This window comes from Desulfogranum mediterraneum DSM 13871 (assembly GCF_000429965.1).
Taxonomy (GTDB): Bacteria; Desulfobacterota; Desulfobulbia; order Desulfobulbales; family Desulfobulbaceae; genus Desulfogranum; species Desulfogranum mediterraneum.
Genome location: NZ_KE387007.1, coordinates 84,300 through 108,319, shown reverse-complemented (window position 1 = coordinate 108,319; position 24,020 = coordinate 84,300). Strand labels below are relative to the sequence as shown.

Annotated in this window: 19 protein-coding genes, 1 tRNA gene and 1 other RNA gene; 16 read left to right on the top strand and 5 right to left on the bottom strand. The window is 59.5% G+C overall.

Annotated features, from left to right (window positions below; all coding sequences use genetic code 11):
- The first annotated feature begins 212 nt into the window (after positions 1-212).
- A complete protein-coding gene (locus tag G494_RS0119900) occupies positions 213-1,481 on the top strand; it encodes an HD-GYP domain-containing protein (protein ID WP_028585920.1) in 1,269 nt (422 codons plus the stop codon).
- Positions 1,482-1,658: 177 nt separating this feature from the next.
- Here G494_RS0119900 and G494_RS0119890 read toward each other — a convergent pair whose 3' ends face one another.
- Positions 1,659-3,494: a M48 family metallopeptidase gene (locus G494_RS0119890; RefSeq protein WP_028585919.1), complete on the bottom strand. Its 1,836-nt coding sequence runs from the start codon at positions 3,492-3,494 to the stop codon at positions 1,659-1,661.
- Between the two features lie 99 nt (positions 3,495-3,593).
- Between G494_RS0119890 and G494_RS0119885 the strand changes: the two genes are divergently transcribed.
- The 7 genes from G494_RS0119885 to G494_RS0119860 all read left to right on the top strand — a co-directional run bounded on the left by G494_RS0119885 (position 3,594) and on the right by G494_RS0119860 (position 8,879).
- Positions 3,594-3,670, top strand: a tRNA-Ile gene (locus G494_RS0119885).
- A 178-nt stretch (positions 3,671-3,848) separates the two neighbouring features.
- Entirely contained in the window at positions 3,849-4,709 is an 861-nt protein-coding gene (locus G494_RS24665) for a Nif3-like dinuclear metal center hexameric protein (RefSeq protein WP_051305909.1), read from the top strand.
- A 64-nt stretch (positions 4,710-4,773) separates the two neighbouring features.
- Positions 4,774-5,514 carry a zinc ribbon domain-containing protein gene (locus G494_RS0119875; RefSeq protein ID WP_028585918.1) on the top strand — a complete coding sequence of 247 codons (741 nt, stop codon included), beginning with the start codon at positions 4,774-4,776 and terminating at the stop codon, positions 5,512-5,514.
- A complete protein-coding gene (locus G494_RS0119870; RefSeq protein ID WP_051305908.1) occupies positions 5,504-6,115 on the top strand; it encodes a ribonuclease HI family protein in 612 nt (203 codons plus the stop codon). Before G494_RS0119875 ends, G494_RS0119870 begins: the two co-directional genes overlap by 11 nt.
- A gap of 39 nt (positions 6,116-6,154) precedes the next feature.
- Positions 6,155-6,526: RNase P RNA component class A (gene rnpB, locus G494_RS25900), an RNA gene on the top strand.
- A gap of 15 nt (positions 6,527-6,541) precedes the next feature.
- On the top strand, positions 6,542-7,744 hold the full coding sequence (ispD, locus tag G494_RS27995; RefSeq protein WP_028585916.1) for a 2-C-methyl-D-erythritol 4-phosphate cytidylyltransferase: 1,203 nt from the start codon (positions 6,542-6,544) through the stop codon (positions 7,742-7,744).
- Positions 7,734-8,879: a M20/M25/M40 family metallo-hydrolase gene (locus tag G494_RS0119860; RefSeq protein ID WP_028585915.1), complete on the top strand. Its 1,146-nt coding sequence runs from the start codon at positions 7,734-7,736 to the stop codon at positions 8,877-8,879. The genes ispD and G494_RS0119860 overlap by 11 nt, the downstream gene beginning before the upstream one ends.
- A 41-nt stretch (positions 8,880-8,920) precedes the next feature.
- On the opposite strand, the gene selD is transcribed toward G494_RS0119860, so the two are convergent.
- Positions 8,921-10,006 carry a selenide, water dikinase SelD gene (gene selD / locus G494_RS0119855; protein WP_084457173.1) on the bottom strand — a complete coding sequence of 362 codons (1,086 nt, stop codon included), beginning with the start codon at positions 10,004-10,006 and terminating at the stop codon, positions 8,921-8,923.
- A 203-nt stretch (positions 10,007-10,209) separates the two neighbouring features.
- On the opposite strand from selD, the gene purF reads away from it, so the two are divergent.
- From purF to G494_RS0119825, 5 genes are all read left to right on the top strand, one after another.
- Positions 10,210-11,646, top strand: a complete 1,437-nt coding sequence (gene purF / locus G494_RS24660) for an amidophosphoribosyltransferase (protein WP_035247782.1) — start codon at positions 10,210-10,212, stop codon at positions 11,644-11,646.
- A 231-nt stretch (positions 11,647-11,877) separates the two neighbouring features.
- Positions 11,878-12,069, top strand: coding sequence for a ferredoxin (locus G494_RS0119840; RefSeq protein WP_028585913.1), 192 nt, complete (start codon positions 11,878-11,880; stop codon positions 12,067-12,069).
- A gap of 137 nt (positions 12,070-12,206) precedes the next feature.
- Positions 12,207-13,286 carry a hypothetical protein gene (locus tag G494_RS0119835; RefSeq protein WP_028585912.1) on the top strand — a complete coding sequence of 360 codons (1,080 nt, stop codon included), beginning with the start codon at positions 12,207-12,209 and terminating at the stop codon, positions 13,284-13,286.
- Positions 13,283-15,919 carry a cytochrome ubiquinol oxidase subunit I gene (locus G494_RS0119830; RefSeq protein WP_028585911.1) on the top strand — a complete coding sequence of 879 codons (2,637 nt, stop codon included), beginning with the start codon at positions 13,283-13,285 and terminating at the stop codon, positions 15,917-15,919. Before G494_RS0119835 ends, G494_RS0119830 begins: the two co-directional genes overlap by 4 nt.
- A 69-nt stretch (positions 15,920-15,988) precedes the next feature.
- Positions 15,989-16,618, top strand: a complete 630-nt coding sequence (locus G494_RS0119825) for a methyltransferase family protein (protein ID WP_028585910.1) — start codon at positions 15,989-15,991, stop codon at positions 16,616-16,618.
- Positions 16,619-16,669: 51 nt separating this feature from the next.
- Here G494_RS0119825 and G494_RS0119820 read toward each other — a convergent pair whose 3' ends face one another.
- Both G494_RS0119820 and pta read right to left on the bottom strand, forming a co-directional pair.
- The gene (locus G494_RS0119820; RefSeq protein WP_028585909.1) at positions 16,670-17,878 is read right to left on the bottom strand and encodes an acetate kinase; all 1,209 of its coding nucleotides are present in this window, start codon (positions 17,876-17,878) and stop codon (positions 16,670-16,672) included.
- 30 nt (positions 17,879-17,908) lie between these two features.
- Positions 17,909-20,029: a phosphate acetyltransferase gene (pta, locus tag G494_RS0119815; protein WP_028585908.1), complete on the bottom strand. Its 2,121-nt coding sequence runs from the start codon at positions 20,027-20,029 to the stop codon at positions 17,909-17,911.
- 547 nt (positions 20,030-20,576) lie between these two features.
- On the opposite strand from pta, the gene G494_RS0119810 reads away from it, so the two are divergent.
- On the top strand, positions 20,577-20,981 hold the full coding sequence (locus G494_RS0119810; RefSeq protein WP_153305968.1) for a hypothetical protein: 405 nt from the start codon (positions 20,577-20,579) through the stop codon (positions 20,979-20,981).
- A 21-nt stretch (positions 20,982-21,002) separates the two neighbouring features.
- On the opposite strand, the gene G494_RS24655 is transcribed toward G494_RS0119810, so the two are convergent.
- Positions 21,003-22,262, bottom strand: coding sequence for an AI-2E family transporter (locus G494_RS24655; RefSeq protein ID WP_084457129.1), 1,260 nt, complete (start codon positions 22,260-22,262; stop codon positions 21,003-21,005).
- A gap of 98 nt (positions 22,263-22,360) precedes the next feature.
- Here G494_RS24655 and G494_RS0119800 point away from each other — a divergent pair, with 98 nt between their 5' ends.
- Entirely contained in the window at positions 22,361-23,446 is a 1,086-nt protein-coding gene (locus G494_RS0119800; RefSeq protein ID WP_028585906.1) for a branched-chain amino acid aminotransferase, read from the top strand.
- A 255-nt stretch (positions 23,447-23,701) separates the two neighbouring features.
- The gene (gene groES / locus G494_RS0119795; protein WP_028585905.1) at positions 23,702-23,992 is read left to right on the top strand and encodes a co-chaperone GroES; all 291 of its coding nucleotides are present in this window, start codon (positions 23,702-23,704) and stop codon (positions 23,990-23,992) included.
- Positions 23,993-24,020: the final 28 nt, after the last annotated feature.

The following is a 24,020-nucleotide window of genomic DNA, read 5'->3' as shown; positions in this document are numbered from 1 at the left end:
AAAACAGATCGTGCTTGCAAGCCGACCGGACCTTCTCTTATACTTCAAGGGAAGCAGGGGAGATCTCATCTCCCCCACTTCCTGATCCACAACGACACCCGGGCATAACAGGCTTACAGCTGCACCGACAGGCCTGTCCCACCCCTCAACATCTTCAGGTCCCACCATACCTGAGATAACCGCTCACCTCAACACCGCTTTTCCCAGGAGCAATGCAGCAGAACAGAGGCTCTATCATCCTTAAAACCGCCCCTACCGACGATGGACAGCAAGCGGTTGTTGCCTATCTCCAGCAACATGCCAAGAATATCCCCAAGGACAAGATCCCCCTGCTCCTGGACAAGCTGCCCGTAGTGCTGGCCAGAAACGTCCCCCACCTCACCGCCCTCAAGGTGATGGCAGAGCTGCGCAACCTCCGGGCAGAGGCAAGCTTTATCCCGGCAGAGCACCACCGCCCCTCTGGAGAGAGCACCCGGAACGAGCAGGAGAGCACCCGCCACACCGCCAGTCAACACCGGCACCGCTGGACCAAACGCATCCGCGCCAACCGGGAAAGCGGTATCATTCTCGCCATGGTGGTAATCTCCGGGATGCTGAACTACGCCGTTACCTCCCGCTATCTGCTCCTGGGCCTCTACAGCCTGCCCACGGTAATGTCGGCCTACTATTTCGGCCGACGCAAGGCCCTGCTCACCGCCCTGGCCAGCATCCTGCTGGTCGGCTTCATCTGTGCCGTCAACCCCGACCTCTTCCACTCCCCGGAACTCATGGGGCTGGGCGGCAGCAGCCAGTGGTACCACCTGGTTTCCTGGGGATCGATTCTCCTGGTCATCGCCTATGCCATGGGCACCCTCCACGAAAAGCTCCAGGGCAAGATCCAGGAACTCCGCCAGACCTACCAGGGCATCCTCTTCATCCTCAGACACTTTATCTCCCAGGACGAGGCGACCGAGAATCACTGTTTTCGGGTCTCGATCTATGCGGTCAAGCTAGCCGGCTGGTTTGAGCTGAGTGAAGAGGCCATCGAAGACATCCGCTCGGCAGCCCTGCTCCACGACATCGGCAAGTTCCCCCTCAACCGGGACATCCTCCACAAAGCCACCTCACTGCTTGAGAGCCCCCTCCCTGACCCGGGGCCGGAGAGCTCTCCCCGCCGCCCGAGCGAGACCACAGGCAGTCCCCTGGAACGAATTCTCCCCATGCTCGTCGCCCCCCACCAGCAGAGCGGGGACAGCCAGGGCCACGACAAGAACGACCCCAGGGCCCTTGGTGCCGAAATCCTGGCCCTTGCCGATCACTACGACACCCTGGTAAGCAACCGCCTCCAGCGCCGAAAAAACGCCAGCCAGGAGGCACGGGACCTGATTGTTGCCAACAGTGAGGAACCGAACCAGGAACAGCCCTTCTCACCCAGGGTGATCGAGGCCTTCACCACCCTCTATGACCGGGGCGAGATGTCCATCCCGGAGATGCTCTTCTAGGCCGCCCTCCAAGACCAGGCCAACAGCCCCCAGGTCCACTTCACCTGGGAGTTTTCTCCCCCACCCCCAGGCAGGCGAAGCCTCCGAGCCTCTGCCCCTCCTCCCCGGAGCCAGCCAACGGTTCGGCAATCACCATGAACTCGAGCAGAGGGCACGGCCTTGCAGCGTCATTCCTCCTTAGCCCTGTTGCTCGCTCTCCGGTCCCGGCTCCTTCCCCCAGACCCGGGTCTTGAACCGTTCCATCTGCTGGAGATAGTAGCGTCGATTATCAGGATCCACCTTGATGGCCTTGGCCTCGTGGAGCAGCGCCTCCTCTACCAGGCCGTTGGCCCAGAAGGCGGTGGCCAGGGTATCAAAGATAAAGCCCTCCCTGCGGACAAGGGCAGCGGTGCGCGCCAGGGTGAGGGCCCGCTGGGGATCACGGACAGCCACATCACTGGCCGTGAGCAGGAGCCAGGCCAGATTATTGTTCACCTCGGCGCTGGAGGGTTTGATTGCCAGGACCTGTTCATAGGCGGCAATGGCCTCCTTCTCCATCTTTTTGCTCTGCATCAGGTCCGCAAGCAGCATGGGCCAGACACTGTTTCCCGGCTCCTGGCGGGCCTTTTGCAACAGTACGGCCTCGGCGTAGCGCAGCTCATAGCCGTGGGAGAGTGCCTGGAGGTCGACCCTCTGCACCGTGAACACCAGGGCCAGGATGGCAAGGAAATAGCAAGCCAGGGAGCAGTAGACCTTGCGGTCCTGGCGACGGATCTCCCCCCTGTCCAGCTCACAGCGTTCCAGAAATTCAATCCGCTCACCGATCCCGAAGTGATGCCAGTTTTTCTCCTGGCGCCTGGTCCCGCTGAGGCGGGCGATCTTTTCAAAGGAGCTGATCAGGGGTCGCCCACTCTCCTGGGCGGAGAAGACAAAGGCATCGGCCTGTCGCTCAAAATTTCTGATAAAGTAGCCGAAGATAAAGCGGAAATAGACCAGCAGCAGCACCAGCAGGGGAATGGCCCCCAGCAAGGCCAGCAGAGATTCCGGACTCATATCGGCCCAGGCCAGGATCCGGTAGTAGCTGTCACTGGCCAGAATCAGATGGGGCACCGGGGTCGCCAGGGAGCCTGCCAGCAGACTAAAGCCCAGAAAGAGCAGCACATAGAGGATCATGTGCTTCTTCTTGACATGACCGATCTCGTGGGCCAGAACACTGTCCAGTTCCGCCTCATCCAGGGCCTCCAGCAGGGCTGGGGTGATCAGCAGGTAGCGCAACCTGGGGATGATCCCCATGACCCCGGCGGTGAGGACCTGCCCCTCAAACAGGGGCCAATAGAGGACTTCGGCGTGGAAATCCTGTTGCCGGCAAAAATCCTGAATCCGGCTGAGTACCGGTCCCTGGGGCATGGGACGACAGTTCCAGAGACGCCGAACCAGGGGAGGAAAAAAGATCATCAGAAAGGTGACAAAGACCGCAAAGAGGAGCAGATCACCCCAGGGCGAGAGCAGCACCTCCTGGATCGCGCTCACCGGCAGCAGGGTCAAGAGGTCAAAAACCAGGGAAAGCACCACCCAGGGCAGAACGATGGGCAGATTGGTCCTGATATTGGTAAGGACAAAACCAGAGGGTGTGTAGTGGCGATGAAAGAGCTGCTGATAGCTCTCCCTGGCCTGAATCCAGGCCAGGGAGAGGAGCAGAAAGAACAGAGACAAGCCGGCCAGGTTTTCCAGAACCGGCAAACGATCACCCCAGGAAAGGCCGTGGAGATAATACTTCAGGTCCAGGCCATAGACCATGACCGTGAACAGGGCCACCCCAAGGATGGTCAGGGTCCGCTCGGCGGCAAAATAATCCAGAGAGCGCCCTGCTCTTCTCCGGGAATAGATCCGTCGTGCCAGCCAGGAAAACAAGCTCAGCAGCCCGACCAGACAGCCCAGGGTGGCGAAAGGAGGGAGCCACGGGGTGGCGGTCGCGTCCTTGGTGGAGAAGACAAAGATCACCACCAGAAAATAAATAAGATTGTTATACAACATAGGACCCCATGGAAAATCGATGGCTTTTTGCAGTTAAAGAGAGAAAAAGCTTGACCGAAGTTTTTTTTTTGTTATTATTTTAAGTTTACCGAATTTTTCGGGCCTATAGCTCAGTTGGCTAGAGCCACCGGCTCATAACCGGTCGGTCCCTGGTTCGAGTCCAGGTAGGCCCACCATTTTACCGGAACCTTGCCGGCAAAAATTTCCTGAATGAAAGATCAGGCATTTGAACACAATCAACGGCTTGCGAAAAATAGTAGCTGCTCCTTCCTGCAAGGCACGGTCTCCATTGTCTGTAAAGAGGTACACCCCTCAAGGGATGTACCTCTTTTTCTTTATGTCTAAGAGTAATACATGGCGCCAACGGTTCAAGAATTAATCAGTCTGCTCCAGGATATTGCCCCCGAACCTCTGGCTGAGCCCTGGGACAATGTCGGCCTGCTTATCGGCAATCCTTCCCAGGAGATAGGCAGCATCCTCCTTGCCCTGGACCCCTCGCCGACCCTGATTAACGACGCTGTCGCCCGAGGGTGCGACCTGATCATCACCCACCACCCTGCCATCTTCCACCCCCTAAAAGCCATCCGCACCGACCAGCCCATCGGTCGCCTCATTGCCCTTGCCCTGCAACATAACATAGCCGTCATTGGTTGCCATACCAATCTGGACGCCACCCCCGGCGGGGTCAGCGATGTGCTGGCCGCAGGCCTGGGGCTCACCGTCTCCGGGGCCCTGGTAAACGCCGACCACCCCTGCAACGAGGAGAGGGCCTGTGGCCTGGGCCGGATAGGGAGCTATGCTGCCCCACTGTCACCGCTGGAATTCATCGCCCGACTGCGCAGCAGCTGCAAGCCGCCCTGGCTCTTGGAGGCCGGCCCCAGACCGCAGCAGGTACGGACCGTTGCCGTCTGCGGCGGCTCATGCGGGGACTACGCCCAGCTGGCCATGGATCTGGGCGCCGAGGTCTTTGTCACTGCGGAGATTAAACACGCCACTGCCCGATGGGCAGAGGATGCAGGTTTCTGGATTATTGACGGCGGCCATTTTGCCACGGAAAACCCCGCCATGGTGATCCTGAAACAACGACTTGAGCAGCAGCTGAGCAGGGCAGGATGGACGGTGAAGGTGACCACTGCCGCCCTGCAGCCACCGCTGCGTCTCATTGAAAAAACAACAACCCCCCCTGAGCCAACGGATGCGTCTGCCGTGACCTGACCACACGGCTCCCAGCCCATGCCCCAGGACAAGAATCTCTGTAAGGCGATCAAGGAGTAAGCCATTGAAAGAAGAAATAATTAAGCTCATCAACCTCCAGGAAATCGACACTGAAATTGCCGGTTTTAACAGCGCAATTGCCCGCAAGCAGAAAACCATAACAGACCGTGAGCAGTCGATTCTCGAAAAAGAGGAGGCCATTGCAGGCTGCCAGCGGAAAGATGAAGCCCTGCAACAACTGCAACGCGATACCGCCCTGGAGAACGAGGACGCCGCTGCCAGGATCAAGGACCGCCAGAACAAGATGATGCAGGTCCAAACCAGTCGCGAACACCAGGCCCTGCTCAAGGAGATCGAGGAAAACAAGAAGCTGCTCAAGGAAACCGAAGAAAAAACGCTCCAGATCATGGAGCAGCTTGAGCAACTCGCGGCCGAGACCGCCGAGCTGGAGAATCTCTGTAAGGGCGAGAAGGAGCTGCTCAAAGAAGAGATGGCTCAGGTCGAAAAAGAGATCAAGAAGATTGACAGCACCCGCAAGAAGGTGACCACGAAACACGGCGTCCTGGCCGAGGAACTCAGCCAGGCCCACATGAAACGCTATAACATGCTGCTCAAGAAACGGGACAACCTGGCCGTGGTGCCGGTGATTGAGAGTGTCTGTCAGGGCTGCTTCATGACCATTCCGCCCCAGCAGTTCAACGAGGTCCGCAAGGGCAACAAACTCAACCTCTGTCCCAACTGCCAGCGGATGCTCTACTTCAAAGAGAAACAAGCCCCGGAAGAGGTGGAAGCGGTTGAGAAATAGTCCACCCAGCAGGGAAGAGGTACTCGACACCCTGGCCAGCCGCCTGGATGACGCCCTCCTGGCCGAACTCTTCCCCTCCAGCCCCCCGGCCGCCATTCGGGCCCTGGTCTCGGGCAGGGCGCCGGCTGAAGCTAGCGGAACGGAGCCCACGCCTCCGCCCCCCCCGGTGCAGCAGGAAAAACGGACTGCGATGGCCAAGGAACGCTGCCGCCTGTTCACCGATGGGGCCTCGCGGGGTAACCCGGGCCAGGCAGGAGCCGGGATCGTCCTCTTTGACCAGCAGGGAGAGGAGTTACTGAGCTACGCGAAGTATCTGGGCACCTGCACCAACAATGTGGCCGAGTACCAGGCCCTGATCATCGGCCTGGAACAGGCCCTGGCTGCCGGCTGTCGTCAGTTGGAGATCTTTTTGGACTCCCAGCTGATCGTCTACCAGATCCAGGGTCGGTATCGGGTAAAGAACGAGACCCTGAAGCCGCTCTACGCCCGGGTGCTCGCTCAACTCAAGGGGCTGGACAACTGGAGTGTGGCCCATGTGCCCCGGGCACGCAACAAACGGGCCGATGAACTGGCCAACCTGGGAATCGACCAACAGGGATAAACAAAAGCAGAACAGAGCAATCAACCCCAAACAAGCTTGAGGGGTGAGCGCATGATCGCTCCGCCAGAATACTGGTGGAGAGGAAAGTCCGAACACTGCAGGGTACGGTGGTTCGTAACGCGAACTTCAGGTAACTGAAGGAAAGTGCCACAGAAAATACACCGCCGATGGAATGTCTGACATTCACAGGTAAGGTTGAAATGGCGAGGTAAGAGCTCACCGCTCTGCTGGCGACAGCAGAGGCAGGGTAAACCCCACCGGGTGCAAGACCAAATAGGGAAGTGTTTGAGGGCGACCCGTCCGAAACTTCCGGGTAGGTTGCACGAGGCTCCGGGCGACCGGGGTCCCAGCTAAATGATCATGGTCCATCCTGGATGGAAACAGAATTCGGCTTACAGCTCACCCCTCTTTTTTTTTTCTACTCCTGTGAAGAGAACCACACCGACCACTCTCCGGACCGGGGTCATCATCCCGGCCGCCGGCAGCGGCACCCGAATGGGCGGCCCAACCCCGAAACAGCTGCTCCTGCTTGCTGGCAAGCCGGTCCTGGCCCATACCTGCGCCGCCTTCCTGGCCATCCCTGCCATCGAGCAACTGGTGATCGCGGTACATCCCGATCATGCCGCCACCACCAGGGAACTGCTGCTCCCCAATCTGTCCCGGGAACACCACCCCCGCATCCGTTTCACCCCAGGCGGCGCCAGCCGCCAGGACTCGGTCCAGGCCGGGCTGACAGCCCTTGATCCGGAGATCGAGCTGATCCTGGTCCACGACGCGGCCCGCCCTCTGATTGACAGGGAGACCATCCTCCGCACCATCCAGGGTGCCGCAGAGCATGGCGCCGTAATCGCCGCAATCCCGGTGAAAGACACCCTCAAACAGGCGGCCCCGGACCAGATCATCCAGGCCACCGTTGATCGCAGCCATCTCTGGCAGGCCCAGACCCCCCAGGCTGCCAGGCGCGCCCTGCTCCAGGAGGCCATGGACCATGCCGCCCGCAGCGGTTTCCAGGGGACCGACGAGGCCTCGCTGCTGGAACACCACGGGCTTGCCGTCCGCCTGGTGGAGGGCAACGAACAGAACCTGAAGATCACCAGGCCCGGCGACCTCCAGCTGGCCCAACACCTCCTTAGCCAGAGAGCTGCCATGAAGATAGGTCACGGCTTTGATGCCCATCGCCTGGTTGCCGACCGCCGCCTGATCCTGGGCGGCGTCACCATTGACTACCAGCTCGGCCTGGCCGGCCACTCCGATGCCGATGTGGTCTGCCACGCCCTGACCGACGCCGTCCTCGGCGCCATGGGGGCAGGTGACATAGGCCGACACTTCCCGGACAACGACGAACAGTACCGGAATATTTCCAGCATCCTCCTCCTCGACCGGGTCATGGCCCAGGCCAGACAGGCCGGGCTGGAGCTGAGCAACGCTGACATCACCATCCTCTGCCAGCAACCAAAACTGGCACCGCACCTCAAGGCCATGCAGGAACATCTGGCCGCATCCTGCGGTGTCGCCCCCCAGGACGTCAACATCAAGGCGACCACAACTGAACAGATGGGCTATACCGGCAGGGGTGAAGGCATCGCCTGCCATGCCGTAGTCCTGATGAGGTACAGCAATGCAGGTTAAACGAGAACGACTGGCCGATATCTTTACCCAACTCTGTGAAACCGACAGCCCCTCGCGCCATGAGGGACGGGTGGCGGAACTGCTTAAGGGAATCTTGACCCGGCTGGGCCCGGCAGAGGTGGTGGAGGACGACTCGGCAGCCGTCACCGGTGCCGACTGCGGCAACCTGATCTTTCGTTTTGACGGCAGCCTGGACCAGGAGCCGATCTTTTTTTCCTGTCACATGGACACGGTGGAACCGGCCCGCGGGGTCAAGGTCAAGCGCAGCGGCGACCTCTTCACCAGCGCCGGGGAGACCATCCTGGGCAGCGACGATAAATCCGGCCTGGCAGCCTGTATCGAGATGATGCGGGTGCTCCGGGAGAACGACCGGCCCCATCGGCCTCTGGAGCTGGTGATCACCACCTGCGAAGAGATCGGCCTGGTGGGCGCCAAGGCCCTGGACCCCCAACTGATTCAGGCCAGGGAGGGCTATGCCCTGGACTCCTCCGGCTTTGCCAAGGTCATCACCCATGCACCGGCCCTCAACCGGCTGACCATCACCGTGGGCGGCGTAGCCTCCCATGCCGGCCTCCACCCCGAGTGGGGGATCAATGCCATCACCGTCGCGGCCCGGGCCCTGGCCCAGTGTCCCTGCGGCCGACTGGACGAGGAGACCACGGTCAACTTCGGCACCATCAGGGGCGGGGTTGCCGCCAACATTGTCCCGGAAAAGGTGGTGATCGAGGGAGAGGTCCGCAGCCACAGCGCGACCAGGTTGGAGGAGGTCACCCAGGAGATCAGGACCACCTTTGAGACCGTGATTGCTCAGTGGCAGGACCCGACAGGAAGTGCCAAAGGCTGCCCCGGGGTGGAGATGGAGGTCTACCAGGACTTCCCGCTGATGGCCTTGGATAGGGAGAGCGACCTGCTCAGGCGGGTGGACCAGGCGGCAACGGCTGTGGACCTGGAGATGAGTTACGAGAAGGCCGGAGGCGGCAGCGATGCCAACATCTTCACCGGTCACGGCCTGCCCACGGCCATCATTGCCACCGGCATGACCAACGTTCACTCCACCGAGGAACAGGTGGAGCTGGATGATATGGTCAACCTGACCCGGCTGCTCCTGGCCCTGGCCACCGAGACCAGCTGCTAAGCTCCCTCGGTGGAGGGGCGTTCTCCGGCGGGACCGGCTGATCAGAGCAGCCGGATGCGACCGGGCACGCCCCCCTGTTCCACCTGACCGATGACTGCGCACTCCAGCGGATAGCCCTGCTCCTCCAGCCAGGCCAAAAGCGGTGCCACCAAGCTCTCTTCCATGGCCAGCAGCAGCCCCCCCGAGGTCTGGGGATCATAGCCGATCAACTCCAGCGAATCCAGCTCGCCCAAGCTGGAGTCCACCCACTGGCTGTAGAACTTCCGGTTGGTATAGGCACCCTCTGGAATAATGCCCATATCGGCAAATTCCCGGACCTCCGCCAGCAGGGGCAGCCTGTCGGCATGCACGGTTATGGCCACCTGGGAGGCCTGGGCCACCTCGTGGAGATGGCCCAGCAGGCCGAAGCCGGTGATATCCGTGGCTGCATGCACGCCGCTGCGTCGGGCTGCCGAGCCACTGTTCAGCCACTCCATGGGGGCCCGATTCAAGAGGGCCATGGTCGAAACCACCAGCTCCTCCAGGGCTGCAGAGCCCAGACCGCCTTTGATGGCGGTGGAGAGGATCCCGGTTCCCAGGGGCTTGGTCAGGACCAACCGATCTCCGGCCCGGGCCCCGCTGTTGAGCAGAACCCTGTCCGGGTGCACCGTACCTGTGACCGAGAGCCCGTACTTCAACTCCTGATCCTCTATGGAGTGCCCCCCAACCAACAGGGCGCCCGCCTCCTTGACCTTGGACAGCCCCCCCTCAATGACCTGGCGGAAGACCTCGTCGGCCATGGTTCGGACCGGGCAGGCCAGGATATTCATGCATAACAGCGGAGTGCCGCCCATGGCATAGACATCGGAGAGGGCATTGGCGGCCGCGATCTGACCGAAGCTGAAGGGGTCATCCACGATGGGGGTAAAGAAATCCAGGGTCTGGATCAGGGCGGTATCCTGGTTGAGACGATAGACCCCGGCGTCTTCGCAGCTCTCTGAGCCAACGATCAGGTTTGCATCCTGGGGCAGATCAAGTCCGCAGAGTATCCGGCCCAGGTCCCCTGGGCCAAGCTTAGCAGCTCAACCGGCTGCCTGTACGCTCTGGGTCAGTCGGATCTGGGCCTGGTCTTTTTTTTTGGTATCCATGGCAAGGTCGTTTTTTTTTGCAAATGTTATTATTTTGATCAAAATACCTCATATTTCCTTGAAAAAAAACCCGTAATCTGGTTGTAAATAATGCTTTGAGGCAGTTGACCAAAAATTTGCATAGACTTACAGGCACAAGGAATCGTTCCTTGTGCCTTTCACTTTTGCAGCTCCTGCCTCCCAGCACCAGCCTATTGCACACCATGCGTACACAAGATAACCAGCCCTCTGTCCAGCAACACCCTGACAAACCCAAACACGAGTGCGGCATCTGTGGTATTTTCGGCCACCAGGATGCTGCCAAGCTCGCCTACTTCGGTCTCTACGCCCTCCAGCACCGTGGCCAGGAGAGCGCCGGCATCGTCTCCTCCGATGGCGACAAGGTTGCACTCCATAAAGACATGGGACTGGTCCCAGAGGTCTTCACCGAGCGAATCCTCCAGCGCCTCCAGGGGGACATGGCTGTGGGGCACGTCCGCTACTCCACCACCGGCGAATCCAACGTGATCAACACCCAGCCCTTCCTGGTCCACCACAAGGGCCTGCCCCTGAGCGTGGCCCATAACGGCAACCTGGTCAACTCCATCACCCTCCGGGAGGAGCTAGAGGCCAAAGGCTCCATCTTCCAGACCTCCATGGACAGCGAGATTGTGGTCCACCTGATGGCCCAAAACCTGGAACTGGGCCTGGAGGAGGCCATCACCAAGACCTTTGCCCGGATCAAGGGCGCCTACTCCCTCTTGCTGATGACCAAGGATACCATGATCGCGGTACGCGATCCCCATGGTTTCCGGCCGCTCTGTCTGGGCGTGCTGGACAACGGCGCCCATGTGGTGGCCTCGGAGACCTGCGCCCTGGACCTGATCGAAGCGGAATATATCCGCGAGGTGGAACCCGGCGAGGCCCTGATCATCACCAAGGATGGCCTCAAGACCCTCTTTCCCTGGGAACCCTGCAAGGACAGTTTCTGCATCTTTGAACACGTCTACTTTGCCCGGCCCGACTCCGATGTCTTTGGCTTCAACGTCTACCGCGCCCGTAAACGGATGGGTGAGATCCTGGCCAGGGAGGCCAAGATCGATGCCGACTTTGTGATGCCCTTTCCCGACTCCGGCAACTATGCGGCCATCGGCTACTCCAATGCCTCGGGCATCCCCATGGAGATGGGCATGATCCGCAACCACTACGTGGGCCGGACCTTTATCCAGCCCACCCAATCCATGCGTGACTTTTCCGTCCGGGTCAAGCTCAACCCGGTGCGTTGCCTCCTGCGGGGCAAACGGGTCATCATCGTCGAGGACTCCATCATCCGGGGAACCACCGGCCGGAGCCGAGTCCAGAGCCTGAGACAGGTTGGGGCCAAAGAGGTCCACATGGTGGTCAGTTGCCCACCCACCCGCCACGCCTGTTACTATGGGATCGATTTCCCCTCCAGCGACCAGCTCATCGCCGCCGATAACTCCGTTGAAAAGGTCCGGGAATACCTTGGACTGGATTCTCTCACCTATCTGAGCGTGGACGGCCTGGTAGAGGCCACCGGCCTGGACAAGGAGCATTTCTGCCTGGCCTGTTTCACCGGTGACTATCCCATCCTTCCGGATAAGAACTTCAACAAGGAGGCCCTCTCCGGTTGTTGCTGATCCTGGTATCCGGGCGGCAGCTCTTCAGGTTTTTTTTTTGAAGGCAGAGCTTTTTATGCTATAAACAGAGGGGTACACCCGCAAAGGTGCTCCAGATTCACCCTGCTGTGAATGACCGCTTTCCTGCTGCTCTGCGGTTTCCCCCCATGGAGAGGAAAGCGGTGGCCCTGAAGGCTGCGATGGCTGCCGGTGACCACACACCACGGATAAGCAACTCCCTCAGGAGGCCGCATGAGTACCATCATCATTGACAGCTATCTCTGCAACGCCTGCCAGACCTGCATCGAGATGTGTCCCGATGTCTTTGAGTTGAGTGAGCTGACCGGCAAGGCGGAGTTGATCGACCCGGACCAGGAGGTCACCGCAGCCATTCGCCAGGCTGCGGCCTTTTGTCCGGAAAAATGTATTGAGATACTCGACTAAGCACCAGGCTGTTCTTCCCCCGGCTTCCAGGGGGCGATCAACCTCTCCTCAAACTTTCCACAAGGCGCTACTCTGACCTTACCCTGGACGGCTTGCGCCGGCACGACGTAAGCCGTGATCCACCACAGGAGGCTTGCATGGATCCCGCGACCCTTATTCCCACCCCGGATGTGATCCCGGTGCACTGGGGCTGGTTTCAGCTCCTGCTCCTGGTTACCTTCTTCATGCACATCCTGCTGATGAACGTGATGGTCGGCACAGCCTTTATCGCCGCAGTCAGCCACTTTTATCGTGACGGCGGCAGCTCACCAGCCACCACAGCCATCAGCGAAAAGCTGCCCTTTGCCATCGCCTTTGCGGTCAACTTCGGGGTCGCCCCGCTCCTCTTTCTCCAGGTCCTCTATGGCCACTTTATCTATACCAGCTCGATTTTGATGGCGGTCTTCTGGCTGTGGATCATCGCCATGGTCATCGCCGCCTACTACCTGGCCTATATCTATAAGTACAAGTATCTCCAGCTGAACAAGGGCCGGGCCATCCTCACCGGCCTGATCACTCTGCTGCTGCTGCTGGTGGGCTTTCTCTTCAGCAACAACATCACGATGATGCTCCAACCCGAGACCTGGGCCCGCTACCTGGAGCGTCCCAACGGCCTGCTGCTCAACCTGGCTGACCCCAGCCTCTGGCCCCGCTACCTCCACTTCATGTGCTCGGCCGTGGCCGTTGGCGGCATGGCTATCGCCCTGTTCTTCAGCTATAAGCGACATAAAGGAGAGTCCGGACTCCAGCCCTGGATCCGTTACGGCTGCAGCTGGTTTGGCTACGCCACCTTTGCCAACTTCTGGATCGGCGCCTGGTTTGCCGGCTCCCTGCCCAGGGGCCTGATCACCATGGACTCGGCCAACGGTGTCTTCCTCCTGATCTTCCTCATCAGCGCGATCATCACCGCGGTCTTTGCGGTGGTCCTGGCCCTGAGAGAACAGGTGCTGCCTGCCTGCTCCGCCCTGCTGGGGACCCTGGCCCTGATGGTCCTGGTTCGGGACCGGCTGCGCAGCGCCTACCTCCAGCCCTGGTTTGCTCCAGACGAGTTGACGGTCCAGGCCTCCTACTCGCCCCTGATCATCTTTCTGCTCTTCTTTGTCTTCGGGATCGCCCTGATCGTCTGGATGCTCCGGCTTACCTGGAAGAACCTGGACAGTGAGGAGGTGTCGTCATGAACTATCCGGTCTGGCAACTTGATTTTTTCGGCGGCGGCCTGCTGATTGCGGCGATTGCCGTCTTCCACGTCTATATCTCCCACTTTGCCGTGGGCGGCGGCCTCTTTCTGGTGCTGGCCGAACGTAAAGCACACCGTGAGGGCAACCCGGCCATAATGGAGTACGTGCGCAGGCACGCCCGTTTCTTCCTGCTGGTCACCATGGTGGCCGGCGGCATCACCGGGGTGGGGATATGGTTCACCATCGCCCTCCTTAACCCGGCCGCCACCTCGGTGCTGATCCACACCTTTGTCTTTGCCTGGGCAGCGGAGTGGGTCTTCTTTGTGATCGAGATCGTGGCCCTGTTTCTCTACTACTACACCTTTGGCCGGCTCAGCCGGAAACACCACCTCCTGATCGGCTGGATCTACTTCGGGGCCGCCTGGATGTCGCTGTTCATCATCAACGGCATCATCGACTTCATGCTCACCCCGGGCAGCTGGCCCCAGGACCAGAACTTCTGGAGCGGTTTTTTCAACCCCACCTTCTGGCCGGCCCTGGCCTTTCGCAGTTTTTTCGCCCTCCTGATCGCCGGGCTGTTCGGCTTTGTCACCGCCACCTGGAGCAAGGATGCCCGACTGCGCCTCACCATGACCCGCTATGCCGCCCTCTGGCTGCTGCTGCCCTTTGCCCTCTTCATCGCCTCGGGCTACTGGTATATGACCGCCCTGCCGGCTGAGCTCCGGGAGTTGGTCTTCCAGCGGATGCCGATGATCAGTTATTACCTCAACGGTTTTCTGCTGCTCTCCCCTGTCCTGGTCCTGGGCGGCCTGTTGCTGGCCATCCGCATGCCAGCCAGCATCACCCGGCCCATGGCCGTCCTCATGCTGGTGATCGGCCTGATCTATATGGGCTGCTTTGAATTTATCAGGGAGGGCGGTCGCCGCCCCTATATCATCTCCAACTACATGTACTCCAACTCCATCTTTACCAGGGATCTGGAGCAGATCAACCAGGAGGGGGTGCTGAGCCGGGCCAAGTGGAGCAGACACAAGACCATCACCCCGGATAACCGTCTGGCTGCCGGCCGGGAACTCTACAACATCCTCTGCCTCTCCTGTCATGCCGTGGACGGACCCATGCACAACATCCGCCCCCTGACAGCAAACTTCACCCCCTCGGGACTGGATGCCATGCTCAGCGGCATGGCTACGATCCATCCTACCATGCCGCCCTACGCGGGAACCGCCCAGGAGCGTTTTGCCCTGGCCACGTACCTGGCCTACGGACTCCACGGCAATCAGGACCCTGCCAAGACCACCCCTATCCAGGCCAAGGAGGTGGAGCTGCCTCCCTTTGACCAGGAGCAGGATGATTATGTGCTGCTGGCCTGGAGCACGACAGGCATGCACAGCCTCAGCGACGGCTTCGACTTCTGGGCCCTGCAGCCGCCGGCCAGCACCATCCGGGCCCAGCTGATCCGGCGGGGGGAGACCCCAGAGTTGGTCAGCGAGGAGGTGAACCTGCTTTACCGCCTGGAACCAGCCTTTCTGGATCCGGCGGCCAGGAGCAGCTTCTGGGAGAACGCCCAGTCACTCTTTGCAGCCAGCCCTGCCGACAATATCGGCCTCAGCGGCAGCCCGCTCCAGGGAATGATGAGTCCGGAGGAGGGCTCGTTTACGGCCGAACAGCTGCCCATCCTGCCCTACCCCGATGGGGGCGGCTTTGATCCCTACCCCATGGTCACCATCGAGGCCAGGGATCCGGCCGGCCGGGTGCTGGCCACCACCCGGGTGGCGGCACCGGTCTCCACCGAGATGGGCTGCTACCAGTGTCACGGCGGCCAATGGCGGGTGGACAAACGGGCCGGCCTCAGCGCCGAGACCGCCGCCAACGTCCTGGCCATCCATGATCGGCTGAGTCAGACCGAGCTGCTGGCCGCGGCTGAACAGGGGGCGCCCCGCAGCTGCCGGAGCTGTCATCCCGCCAGGCTGGACTCCGACGGCGGCGACGGTCAACTCCTCAGCCTCTCGGCCTCCATCCACGGCTTCCATGCCCACTTCCTCCGGGAACGGGGCGCCGGGGCCTGCGGCCTCTGCCACCCCTCCTCCCCTGACGGCGCCAGCCAGTCCTTCCGGGGGGTCCATGACGCCATCGGTCTGGACTGTACCAGTTGCCACGGTCAGCTGGAGGACCATGCCCTGGGCCTGCTCAAGGCAGAGGCCCTCGAAGGAAAGGCCCGGGCCGCCGCCCTGGCCAAGGGACTTGCACCCCAGACCGTGGAGAACCCGGACGAGATCGTTGCCAGACAGCCCTGGGTCAACCAGCCGGACTGCCTCAACTGCCACCAGGAGTTTGAACAGCCGGAGACCGACACCAGCTTCAACCAGTGGACCGCGGCCGAGGACCAACTCTACCGCAACCGCAGCGACGAGAGCTCCGCCCTGTTCTGCCAGGCCTGTCACGCCGCTGCCCATGGGGAGTATCCGGCCGCGAACGACTATGGCCAGCTCGTCCATAACCTCCAGCCCCTGCAGTACCAGGGCAACACCCTGCCCCTGGGCTCTGAGCTAAACTGCGCCCTCTGCCATACCGTGGCAATGGAGGATGAGATGCATCACCCCAACATGCTGCGGGAGTTCCGTAATCAGTAACAGCACAACCTGGCCGGCGGGAAGATCCAGGGGGCCATCGCCGGGCAGGGACAGCTGGATCCCGCACCCATGGTGAAGCTTCTTCTCGGCTGGGCCCTCTGGTGCACCCTCCACAGCCTCCTGATCACGCCGACGGCGCAACAGCGGATCTGCGGTGATCATCCCCGCCTCCAGGCCGGCTACCGCTTGGGCTATATCTGCTTTGCCCTGATCAGCCTACTGCCGCTGCTCTGGTACCAGCAACAGCTGCCCCAGCGGCAGATCTTCTCCTTTAGCGGGCTATGGCGCCTCCCCCAGGTCTTGCTACTGAGCTATGGGCTCTGGATGTTTGTGGCCGGTGCCCGGGCCTATGATCTTGCATTTTTTCTGGGACTGCGCCAGTGGCGGGCCCATCGACAGGGAGAGCCTCTGGAACGCAGATTTCAGGAAAACGGCATACTCGGCTCCATACGCCATCCCTGGTATAGCGGGGGGATCGCCCTGCTCTGGGGGATGGAGCCGGTGACCGATCTCACCCTGCCGGTCAGGCTGCTCTTGAGCGGCTATCTGCTGGTGGGAACGCTGCTGGAAGAACGACGGCTGAAACAGGAACTGGGCACACCCTACCGAGACTACTGCCGACGGGTGCCCATGCTCTTTCCCTGGAAAGGGATCCTACCGAAAAAAAGAAGGGGGCGGGAGACGCCCCCTGAAGACTGAGAAAGGTGCAGGAACGGTCGGTCAGATCGCGACCGCCGTCCCTGTTCACCCTTATCCCTGGACGATGGCCAGGGTTTCCCGGGCAATGGCCAGTTCCTCGTTGGTTGGAATGACCAGGACCGGAATGGTGGAGTCTGCGCTGGAGATCTGCAGGGGCTCCTTGACCCGCTGATCGTTGAGCCGGGCGTCGATCTTCACCCCAAAGGCCTCCAGACCCTTGAGGGAGAGGGCCCGCACATCGGGATCATTCTCACCGATACCGGCGGTGAAGACCAGTCCATCCACCCGTCCCAGGACGGCCATGTAGGCACCGATATACTTCTTATTGCGGTAGGTCTGCACCTCCAGGGCCAGCTTGGCCCGCTCATCGCCCTGGGCAATGGCGTCATGGATATCGCGCATGTCGTTCATCCCGCACAGGCCCTTGAGGCCGGACTCCTTGTTGAGAACCTCGTCGATATCATCCAGGCTCATCCCCTTGTTGCGGTGGAGAAAGGTATGGATGGCCGGATCCACATCACCGGAGCGAGTCCCCATCACCAGCCCCTCGAGAGGGGTCATACCCAACGAGGTGTCCACGCTGACGCCGTTCTCCACGGCGGTCATGGAACAGCCGTTGCCCAGGTGGATGGTAATCAGGTTACACTCGCCCAGGGGCTTGCCCAGCATCTTGGCGGTCTCGGTGGCCACAAACTTGTGGGAGGTGCCGTGGAAGCCATAGCGCCGGACCCGGTCCTCGGTGTAGTAGGCATGGGGCAGGGCATACATATAGGCATGGGGGGGCATGCTCTGGTGAAAGGCCGTGTCAAAGACCGCCACCTGGGGCACCGCGGGGAAGAGATCCATGGCCACGGTAATACCGTCCAGGTTGGCCGGATTATGCAGCGGTGCCAGGGGGATGTTGGCGGTGATGGCCTCAAGCACCTCTTTGCTGATCACCGTGGGCTGATGGAAGTCCTCACCCCCGTGGACCACCCGGTGGCCGATGGCCCCTATCTCCGAGGCATCCTTGATAATCCCCTGGTCGGCATCGGTCAGGAGGGCGATGGCGGCCAACATCCCCTGGCGATGATCGGCAATCTGCTGCTCCAGCTTGACCACCTGCTGCTGTTCGGTGTCAGGGTTAAATTTCGTTGCCAAGAGCCCGCTGGCCTCACCGATGCGTTCCACCAAGCCTGAGGCCAGGACACGCTCCTCCTCCATATCCAACAGCTGGAATTTAATGGAAGAACTCCCTGAGTTAATCACCAAAATCTTCATACCTGCTTCAACTCCAATCTACTAAAGTTATTATTTATTTTTCTTCGCTTCCTGGGCCTGGAGGGCCGTCAGGGCGACGGTATCAACAATGTCAAGGACCGTACAACCGCGGGAGAGGTCATTCACCGGCTTATTCAGACCCTGGAGCACCGGCCCCATGGCCACGGCATTGGCCGCCCGCTGTACGGCCTTATAGGTGTTATTGCCGGTGTTCAGATCCGGAAAGACAAAGACCGTGGCTCGGCCGGCAACCACCGATTCAGGAGACTTCACCTTGGCCACCTCCAGATCAAAGGCCGCATCGTACTGCAGCGGCCCCTCCAGCGGAAAGTCCAGGCCGCGCTCCTCCATCAGCTGTCTGGCTATGGCCGTGGCCTCCACCACCTTTTCCACATCCTGACCCGAGCCGGAGATCCCGGTGGAATAACTCAACATCGCCACCCTGGGCTCGATGTTGAAGATCCGGGCTGTCTCGGCCGAGGAGAGGGCGATCTCGGCCAGCTGGCGGGCATCGGGGTTTGGTACCACAGCACAGTCCCCAAAAGCAAGTACTCTGGACTGAAAACACATAATAAAGATCGAGGAGACCACCGAAACATGGGGTTTGGTCTTCACAAACTCAAAGGCCGGCCGAATGGTCTGGGCCGTGGTGGTCACCGAACCGGAAACCATGCCGTCGGCCAAGCCCTTGTGGACCATCATGGTCCCGAAGTAGGTGGGATCGGACATCCGGTCGCGGGCAACATCGCGAACAATGCCCTTGTGCTTACGAATCTCGAAGTAGGTCTCGACAAACTCCTCGTACCTGTTCGACTCCACCGGGTCGATGACCGTGGCACCCTCGATGTTGATCCCCAACTTGGCGGCCTTGGTGGCGATCTCATCTTTCCGCCCCAACAGGGTCAGGTCGGCGATGCCTCGGCGAAGGATGATATCTGCGGCCTGGAGCATCCGCTGCCCCAGCCCCTCGGGCAGGACGATATGCTGGCGGTCGCTGGAGGCCTTCTCCACCAGGGAGTACTCGAACATCCTGGGGGTGATCTTGTTGGAACGCCGGGAAACCACCCGCTCCCGGAGCTCCTTGATATTGACATGCTTGTTGAACCAGCCCAGGGCCGTGGCGATCCGTTTGTCATCGGTGGCCTCGATCCGGCCATAGAGTTCGTTGACGCTCTGGATGGTATCATAGGTATGGGACTCGACGAAGAGGACCGGCACCGGGATGCCGGTCCAGCCCTGGATCAGCTTGCGCACACTTGGCCTCAGATCGATGCCGCCGGTAATCATGATCCCGGCAATATTTGGGTAGGCGCTGGAGATCCGGGAGGCCAGGCTGGCGATGATGATATCCGAGCGATCGCCCGGGGTGATGATCAGGCTCTCCGGCTTGATATATTCCAGAAAGTTGCCGATCTGCATGGCGGCCACCAGGTAGCTGTCCACCAGGGTGAGCATGTTGGACTCGCCGTAGAGGACTTCGGCCCCCATCCAGCGTTTGACATCATCCACCGAAGGGTTGCCCAGGGCCTTGTGTTCGGGGATGACATAGAGGGGCAGGGAACGATCGAACTGGGCCATGCACTTGATATTGCCTGCGGTCTCCTCCAGGAATCCCTTGGGCGCCCGGTTGATGATACAGCCGGCCAGGTCCACCCCCTTCTCCTCCAGGGTGTCTATGGTGATGGCGGTATAGGCACAGATCTCGTCGGTGGTCTTGTTGCGCCCCGAGGCGACGGCCAGCACCGGTGCCCCCAGGTTGACGGCAATATCGGCGTTGAGGTCAAACTCGAAGTTGACATCCTTGCCCCGGAAATCGGTGCCCTCACAGAGGACAAAGTCATACTCTCGTTCCAGCTCCTTATACTTATTGAGGATCTTTTCAAAGAGCAGCTCCTCCTGACCCGAGGTGATCAGCTGCCTGGCCTGACTGAGGGTGCAGGCATGGGTATGTTCATAGGGAACCTGGAGATCAAAATATTTCAGGATCAGGTTCAGGTCATGATCAACCCGGCCAAAGACATGGTCATTGATAATGGGCCTGAAAAAGGCGATCCGGCCGACCTCCTTCAGGATCATCTGCATCACACCGAGGACGATGGCAGACTTGCCACTCCTCTCTTCGGCAGCAGTAACATACAAATTATTCGACATAAGAGCCTCTTTTCATCTTCTCAAACAGTTAACACAAGGGACCAAGTGGGGCTTATTATCCCCGGAGGATCCTGTGGATTGATTCACCAGCCCGGATGGCTCAGGGAGAGCCATGGGTTCCCCTTCAAAAAAAACAGACCAATTATTGGTATGACCAATGTACTCAATTTTTCGCTTTCAACAACTCCTAATGTGCTCCCTTAAAGATAATTTATACCCCCCTCCTGCGCGGACCATAGCCTGGCCATGGTCTGAGCTATCCCCCTGTCTCTTTGTTTTCTTTACTTCCCTTACACTGTATAAGCCGCGTCAGAAAGAGTAAAGAGATAAGCTCTGCTCAGCCAGGGCCACAGCAGCCTCTCCAGGGTCCCGGCCAGGCCCCTGTCTTGCCCCACACTTACGGACAGAGAAAAGCTTACCAGACCTTTACTGGGCTCCTGAGACAGACTGGTTACACTATACGCAAAGAGGAGGCGAGATACCACAAGCTAAAAAGTCAAAAAAGATTAGGATGGGCAGCGTGATGAGCAGCAGGGAGGGATCGAGGATGCACCAAGAATATGCGCAGATAAAACGAATGAACAACGGCACGGTACAGATTATCGTCACCAGCCGGATTAATCAGGATCAGGCTGAGGCAATTTTTCAAGCCGGCCTGGGAGAGCTCTACAGCGCTTCCTGCCGCCTGCTGGTCATCGACCTGCGGGCTACCCGCTTGCTGGACGACTGCTCCCTTTTCAAAATCTACAAACTCATCCATCTCCTCAACACGGCCAACAGGGAAGAACAACTCAGCACCCCTATCAACGTGCTCTACAGCGGGGCTGACTGCAAGCAGGCATTTCTGGAACAAACCGTCAACCGTGAAGGAATCCAGCTCAAATTCAGCGAAACTCCCATCACCCTCGGCCATCAGCACCCAGCCGTACCACTCACCACAGCCGCCCAGTAAGACACTGGCTGCCAGCCCCCCTTAGTCCAGCTCTTCTGCAGCACCCTCCCGGTGAGGCTCAACCAGCGGCGGCAAGGCCGGCGCATCCCCGCTCCCATCGCCATCGCCATCGACATCCCCTGGCGTCCCCCAACCATTGCAAGTGAGATCAGCGTTTAAGTGCAGACGGTACTCGCCCAGATACATATCCGATAAGGTCAAAAAGGCGGTCACGATCAGGGGCCCGTAGATAATACCCAGCACTCCGAACAGGCTCATCCCGCCGATAATGGCAAGAAAGACCAAGAGGGTATGCATCTTCACCTGGCTGCCGACAAACTTGGGTTTGAGCAGGTACTCCACTGAAAAGGAGAGGAGCAGATAGAAGACAGCGGTGACCACGGCCTTGGCAATGGATCCGCCGAGCAGGAGGATAACCGCCGTGGGCAGCAAGACCAGGCCGATGCCGAAGATGGGCAGAAAGGCCAGCACCGCCATCACCGCCCCCCAGAGTACCGGAGACTTCAGCCCCAAGAGGGCGAAGAATATCCCGCCCACGGTGCCTTGAAAGACGCCGCTCAGGCCGTTGCCCACCAGGATCACCCCCGAGATCTCCATGAACTTATGCATCAGCAGCCGGTCCTGATCATCGGGCAGGGGAGAGAGCTTGGCAAAAAATTCGATGAGTTCATCCATCTCGATCAGCAGGAAAAAAATCACCAGAATCAGCACGCAAAACTGCCAGGCAAAACTCATCACGTTGGCGGCCCAGGCAGAGGCCTGGGTGTAGATAAACATACCCGCAGTTTTACTGACATTGGAGATGATCTCGTTGACATCGGGTGGGCTAAAATTCACCCCAAAGCCGGCCAGTACCTCTTGTGCCTGTTGAATCAATGAGTTATTATGAATGACTTGGGGCAGTTTCAGGAGGACATCACTGTCCTTACCCAGATGGTAGAGATTCAGGGCCTCTGAGGAGAGCGCCCCGATGCAGAAGGTCAGGGGGATAAAGACGATCAGGATGATCAGCCCACAGGTCAAGCCCGAGGCCACCCAGACAGAGACCCATCTCCCCAGCCAGCTATAGATGGGCCGAAAGATGCCGGCCAGGAGAAAGGCGAGGATCAGAAACTGGCCAAAGGGCCAGAGCACCCAACCCAGCATCAGAGTTGAGAGTAAAAAGACCACCACAAAGAACCGTATCTGAACCGAAGTAACGATTCTGGCTGGCCCCTGGCTGTGATCTGGCTGAGCAGGGTCAAGGCCTGAACTCTTTTTTTCAGATTTCAAATGTGACATAAGCTGAGATCATACGACATGGCTGTTATTAATGCTAGCGGATCTCGTCTTGGCCTACAATTTAGCAGCAGCAAGAGTGCTGACAACAAGAGGACAACATGCTGAACCAGGAGTTTGAGATAGCTGTAGAAAAAGTACCGCAGGATCAACTAAAAAGCAAACCCGCTCAGGACAAGTTAGGCTTTGGTCAGTTTTTTAGCGATCACATGTTCTCCATGAAGTGGAACCGGAAGCAGGGCTGGCACCAGGCCGCCATCCAGCCCTACCGGCAACTCGACCTCGATCCTGCAGCCATGGTGCTCCATTACGGTCAGGCCATCTTCGAAGGGATGAAGGCCTACCGGGCCGAGGATGGCCGGATCCTGCTCTTCCGTCCCCAGGATAACTTTGCCCGGATGAACCTCTCGGCAGTGCGGATGTGCATGCCCCGCTTTCCCGAGGAGCGGGTCCTCCAGGCCCTGCGATCCCTGATCTACCTGGACCGGGAGTGGGTCCCCCGGAGCGAAGGGGCCAGCCTCTACATCCGCCCCACCATGATTGCCACCGAACCCATGCTGGGGCTGCGGGCAGCCGAGGAGTACCAGTTCTTCATCATCGCCTGTCCTGTGGGCGCCTACTACGCCGAGGGGTTCAACCCCACCACGATCTATGTGGAAGACCAGTACGTCCGGGCCGTTCCCGGCGGGGTGGGAGACGCCAAGACCGCCGGCAACTATGCCGCCAGCCTCAAGGCCCAGATCGCTGCCCAGAAAAAGGGCTATACCCAGGTCCTCTGGCTGGATGCCAGGGAACATAAGTATATAGAGGAGGTGGGTACCTCCAACATCTTCTTCATGATCAACGACGTCCTGCTCACTCCGCCCCTGGAGGGCTCCATCCTGCCGGGCATCACCCGGGACTCGGTGCTGCAGTTGGCCCGGGACTGGGAGATCCGGGTCGAGGAGCGGCCGATCAGCATCGATGAGATCATCACGGCCAGTGAAAACGGAACCCTGCAGGAGAGTTTCGGCACCGGTACGGCCGCGGTCATCGCTCCGGTGGGCGAATTATGTTACAAGGAGTCCTCCATCCAGATCAACCAGGGCACCACCGGCCCCCTGGCCAAGCGGCTCTACGAAGAGCTCCAGGGAATCCAGTTCGGCAGCCGTGCGGACCACCACGAATGGGTCGTCCCGGTGCGCTAAAAAAAACACTTCATCGCTGCACCTCGAAAATTTTACCATTTAATTTCAGCATATTGGGCGGAATTTTTTTTCCGCCCACCTGCCCTTGATTTTTCAAAAACTGTCACTATTGTTTTGCGGAGTTTGAAAGCAGAAGCTTCGCTTTAGCCCCCACACAGAGGAGGCTGCGCCGAGCAGCTCGGGGCTGAACTTATATAGGCTTAGATTTTACAGTTTTTATTACAACACACTTACGTAACAACAGGAGGAGTATCCATGAAAATTCGTCCACTGAATGACCGTATCCTGGTCAAGCGCCTGGAAGAAGAAGAGAAAACAGCAGGTGGCATCATCATTCCCGATTCTGCCAAAGAGAAGCCGGCTGAAGGCGAGATCGTGGCCGTTGGTCCCGGTAAACTGAGCGACGCTGGTGAGCGGGTAGCCATGGATGTAGCCATCGGCGATCGTATCCTCTTTTCCAAGTACGGTGGAACCGATGTAAAACTGGACGGAGAGGATTTTCTGATCATGCGTGAAGATGACATCCTCGGTGTAGTAGAAGCGTAAGAAAAACATTATCGGTTCAAGTTATTAA

Excerpts from the sequence above, each read along its gene's own strand:
- G494_RS0119900 (WP_028585920.1), top strand. The coding sequence starts at position 213 with ATGCAGCAGAACAGAGGCTCTATCATCCTTAAAACCGCCCCTACCGAC.
- G494_RS0119890 (WP_028585919.1), bottom strand. The coding sequence starts at position 3,494 with ATGTTGTATAACAATCTTATTTATTTTCTGGTGGTGATCTTTGTCTTC.
- G494_RS24665 (WP_051305909.1), top strand. The coding sequence starts at position 3,849 with ATGGCGCCAACGGTTCAAGAATTAATCAGTCTGCTCCAGGATATTGCC.
- G494_RS0119860 (WP_028585915.1), top strand. The coding sequence starts at position 7,734 with ATGCAGGTTAAACGAGAACGACTGGCCGATATCTTTACCCAACTCTGT.
- purF (WP_035247782.1), top strand. The coding sequence starts at position 10,210 with ATGCGTACACAAGATAACCAGCCCTCTGTCCAGCAACACCCTGACAAA.
- G494_RS0119840 (WP_028585913.1), top strand. The coding sequence starts at position 11,878 with ATGAGTACCATCATCATTGACAGCTATCTCTGCAACGCCTGCCAGACC.
- G494_RS0119835 (WP_028585912.1), top strand. The coding sequence starts at position 12,207 with ATGGATCCCGCGACCCTTATTCCCACCCCGGATGTGATCCCGGTGCAC.
- G494_RS0119830 (WP_028585911.1), top strand. The coding sequence starts at position 13,283 with ATGAACTATCCGGTCTGGCAACTTGATTTTTTCGGCGGCGGCCTGCTG.
- G494_RS0119825 (WP_028585910.1), top strand. The coding sequence starts at position 15,989 with ATGGTGAAGCTTCTTCTCGGCTGGGCCCTCTGGTGCACCCTCCACAGC.
- G494_RS0119820 (WP_028585909.1), bottom strand. The coding sequence starts at position 17,878 with ATGAAGATTTTGGTGATTAACTCAGGGAGTTCTTCCATTAAATTCCAG.
- pta (WP_028585908.1), bottom strand. The coding sequence starts at position 20,029 with ATGTCGAATAATTTGTATGTTACTGCTGCCGAAGAGAGGAGTGGCAAG.
- G494_RS0119810 (WP_153305968.1), top strand. The coding sequence starts at position 20,577 with ATGCACCAAGAATATGCGCAGATAAAACGAATGAACAACGGCACGGTA.
- G494_RS24655 (WP_084457129.1), bottom strand. The coding sequence starts at position 22,262 with ATGTCACATTTGAAATCTGAAAAAAAGAGTTCAGGCCTTGACCCTGCT.
- G494_RS0119800 (WP_028585906.1), top strand. The coding sequence starts at position 22,361 with ATGCTGAACCAGGAGTTTGAGATAGCTGTAGAAAAAGTACCGCAGGAT.
- groES (WP_028585905.1), top strand. The coding sequence starts at position 23,702 with ATGAAAATTCGTCCACTGAATGACCGTATCCTGGTCAAGCGCCTGGAA.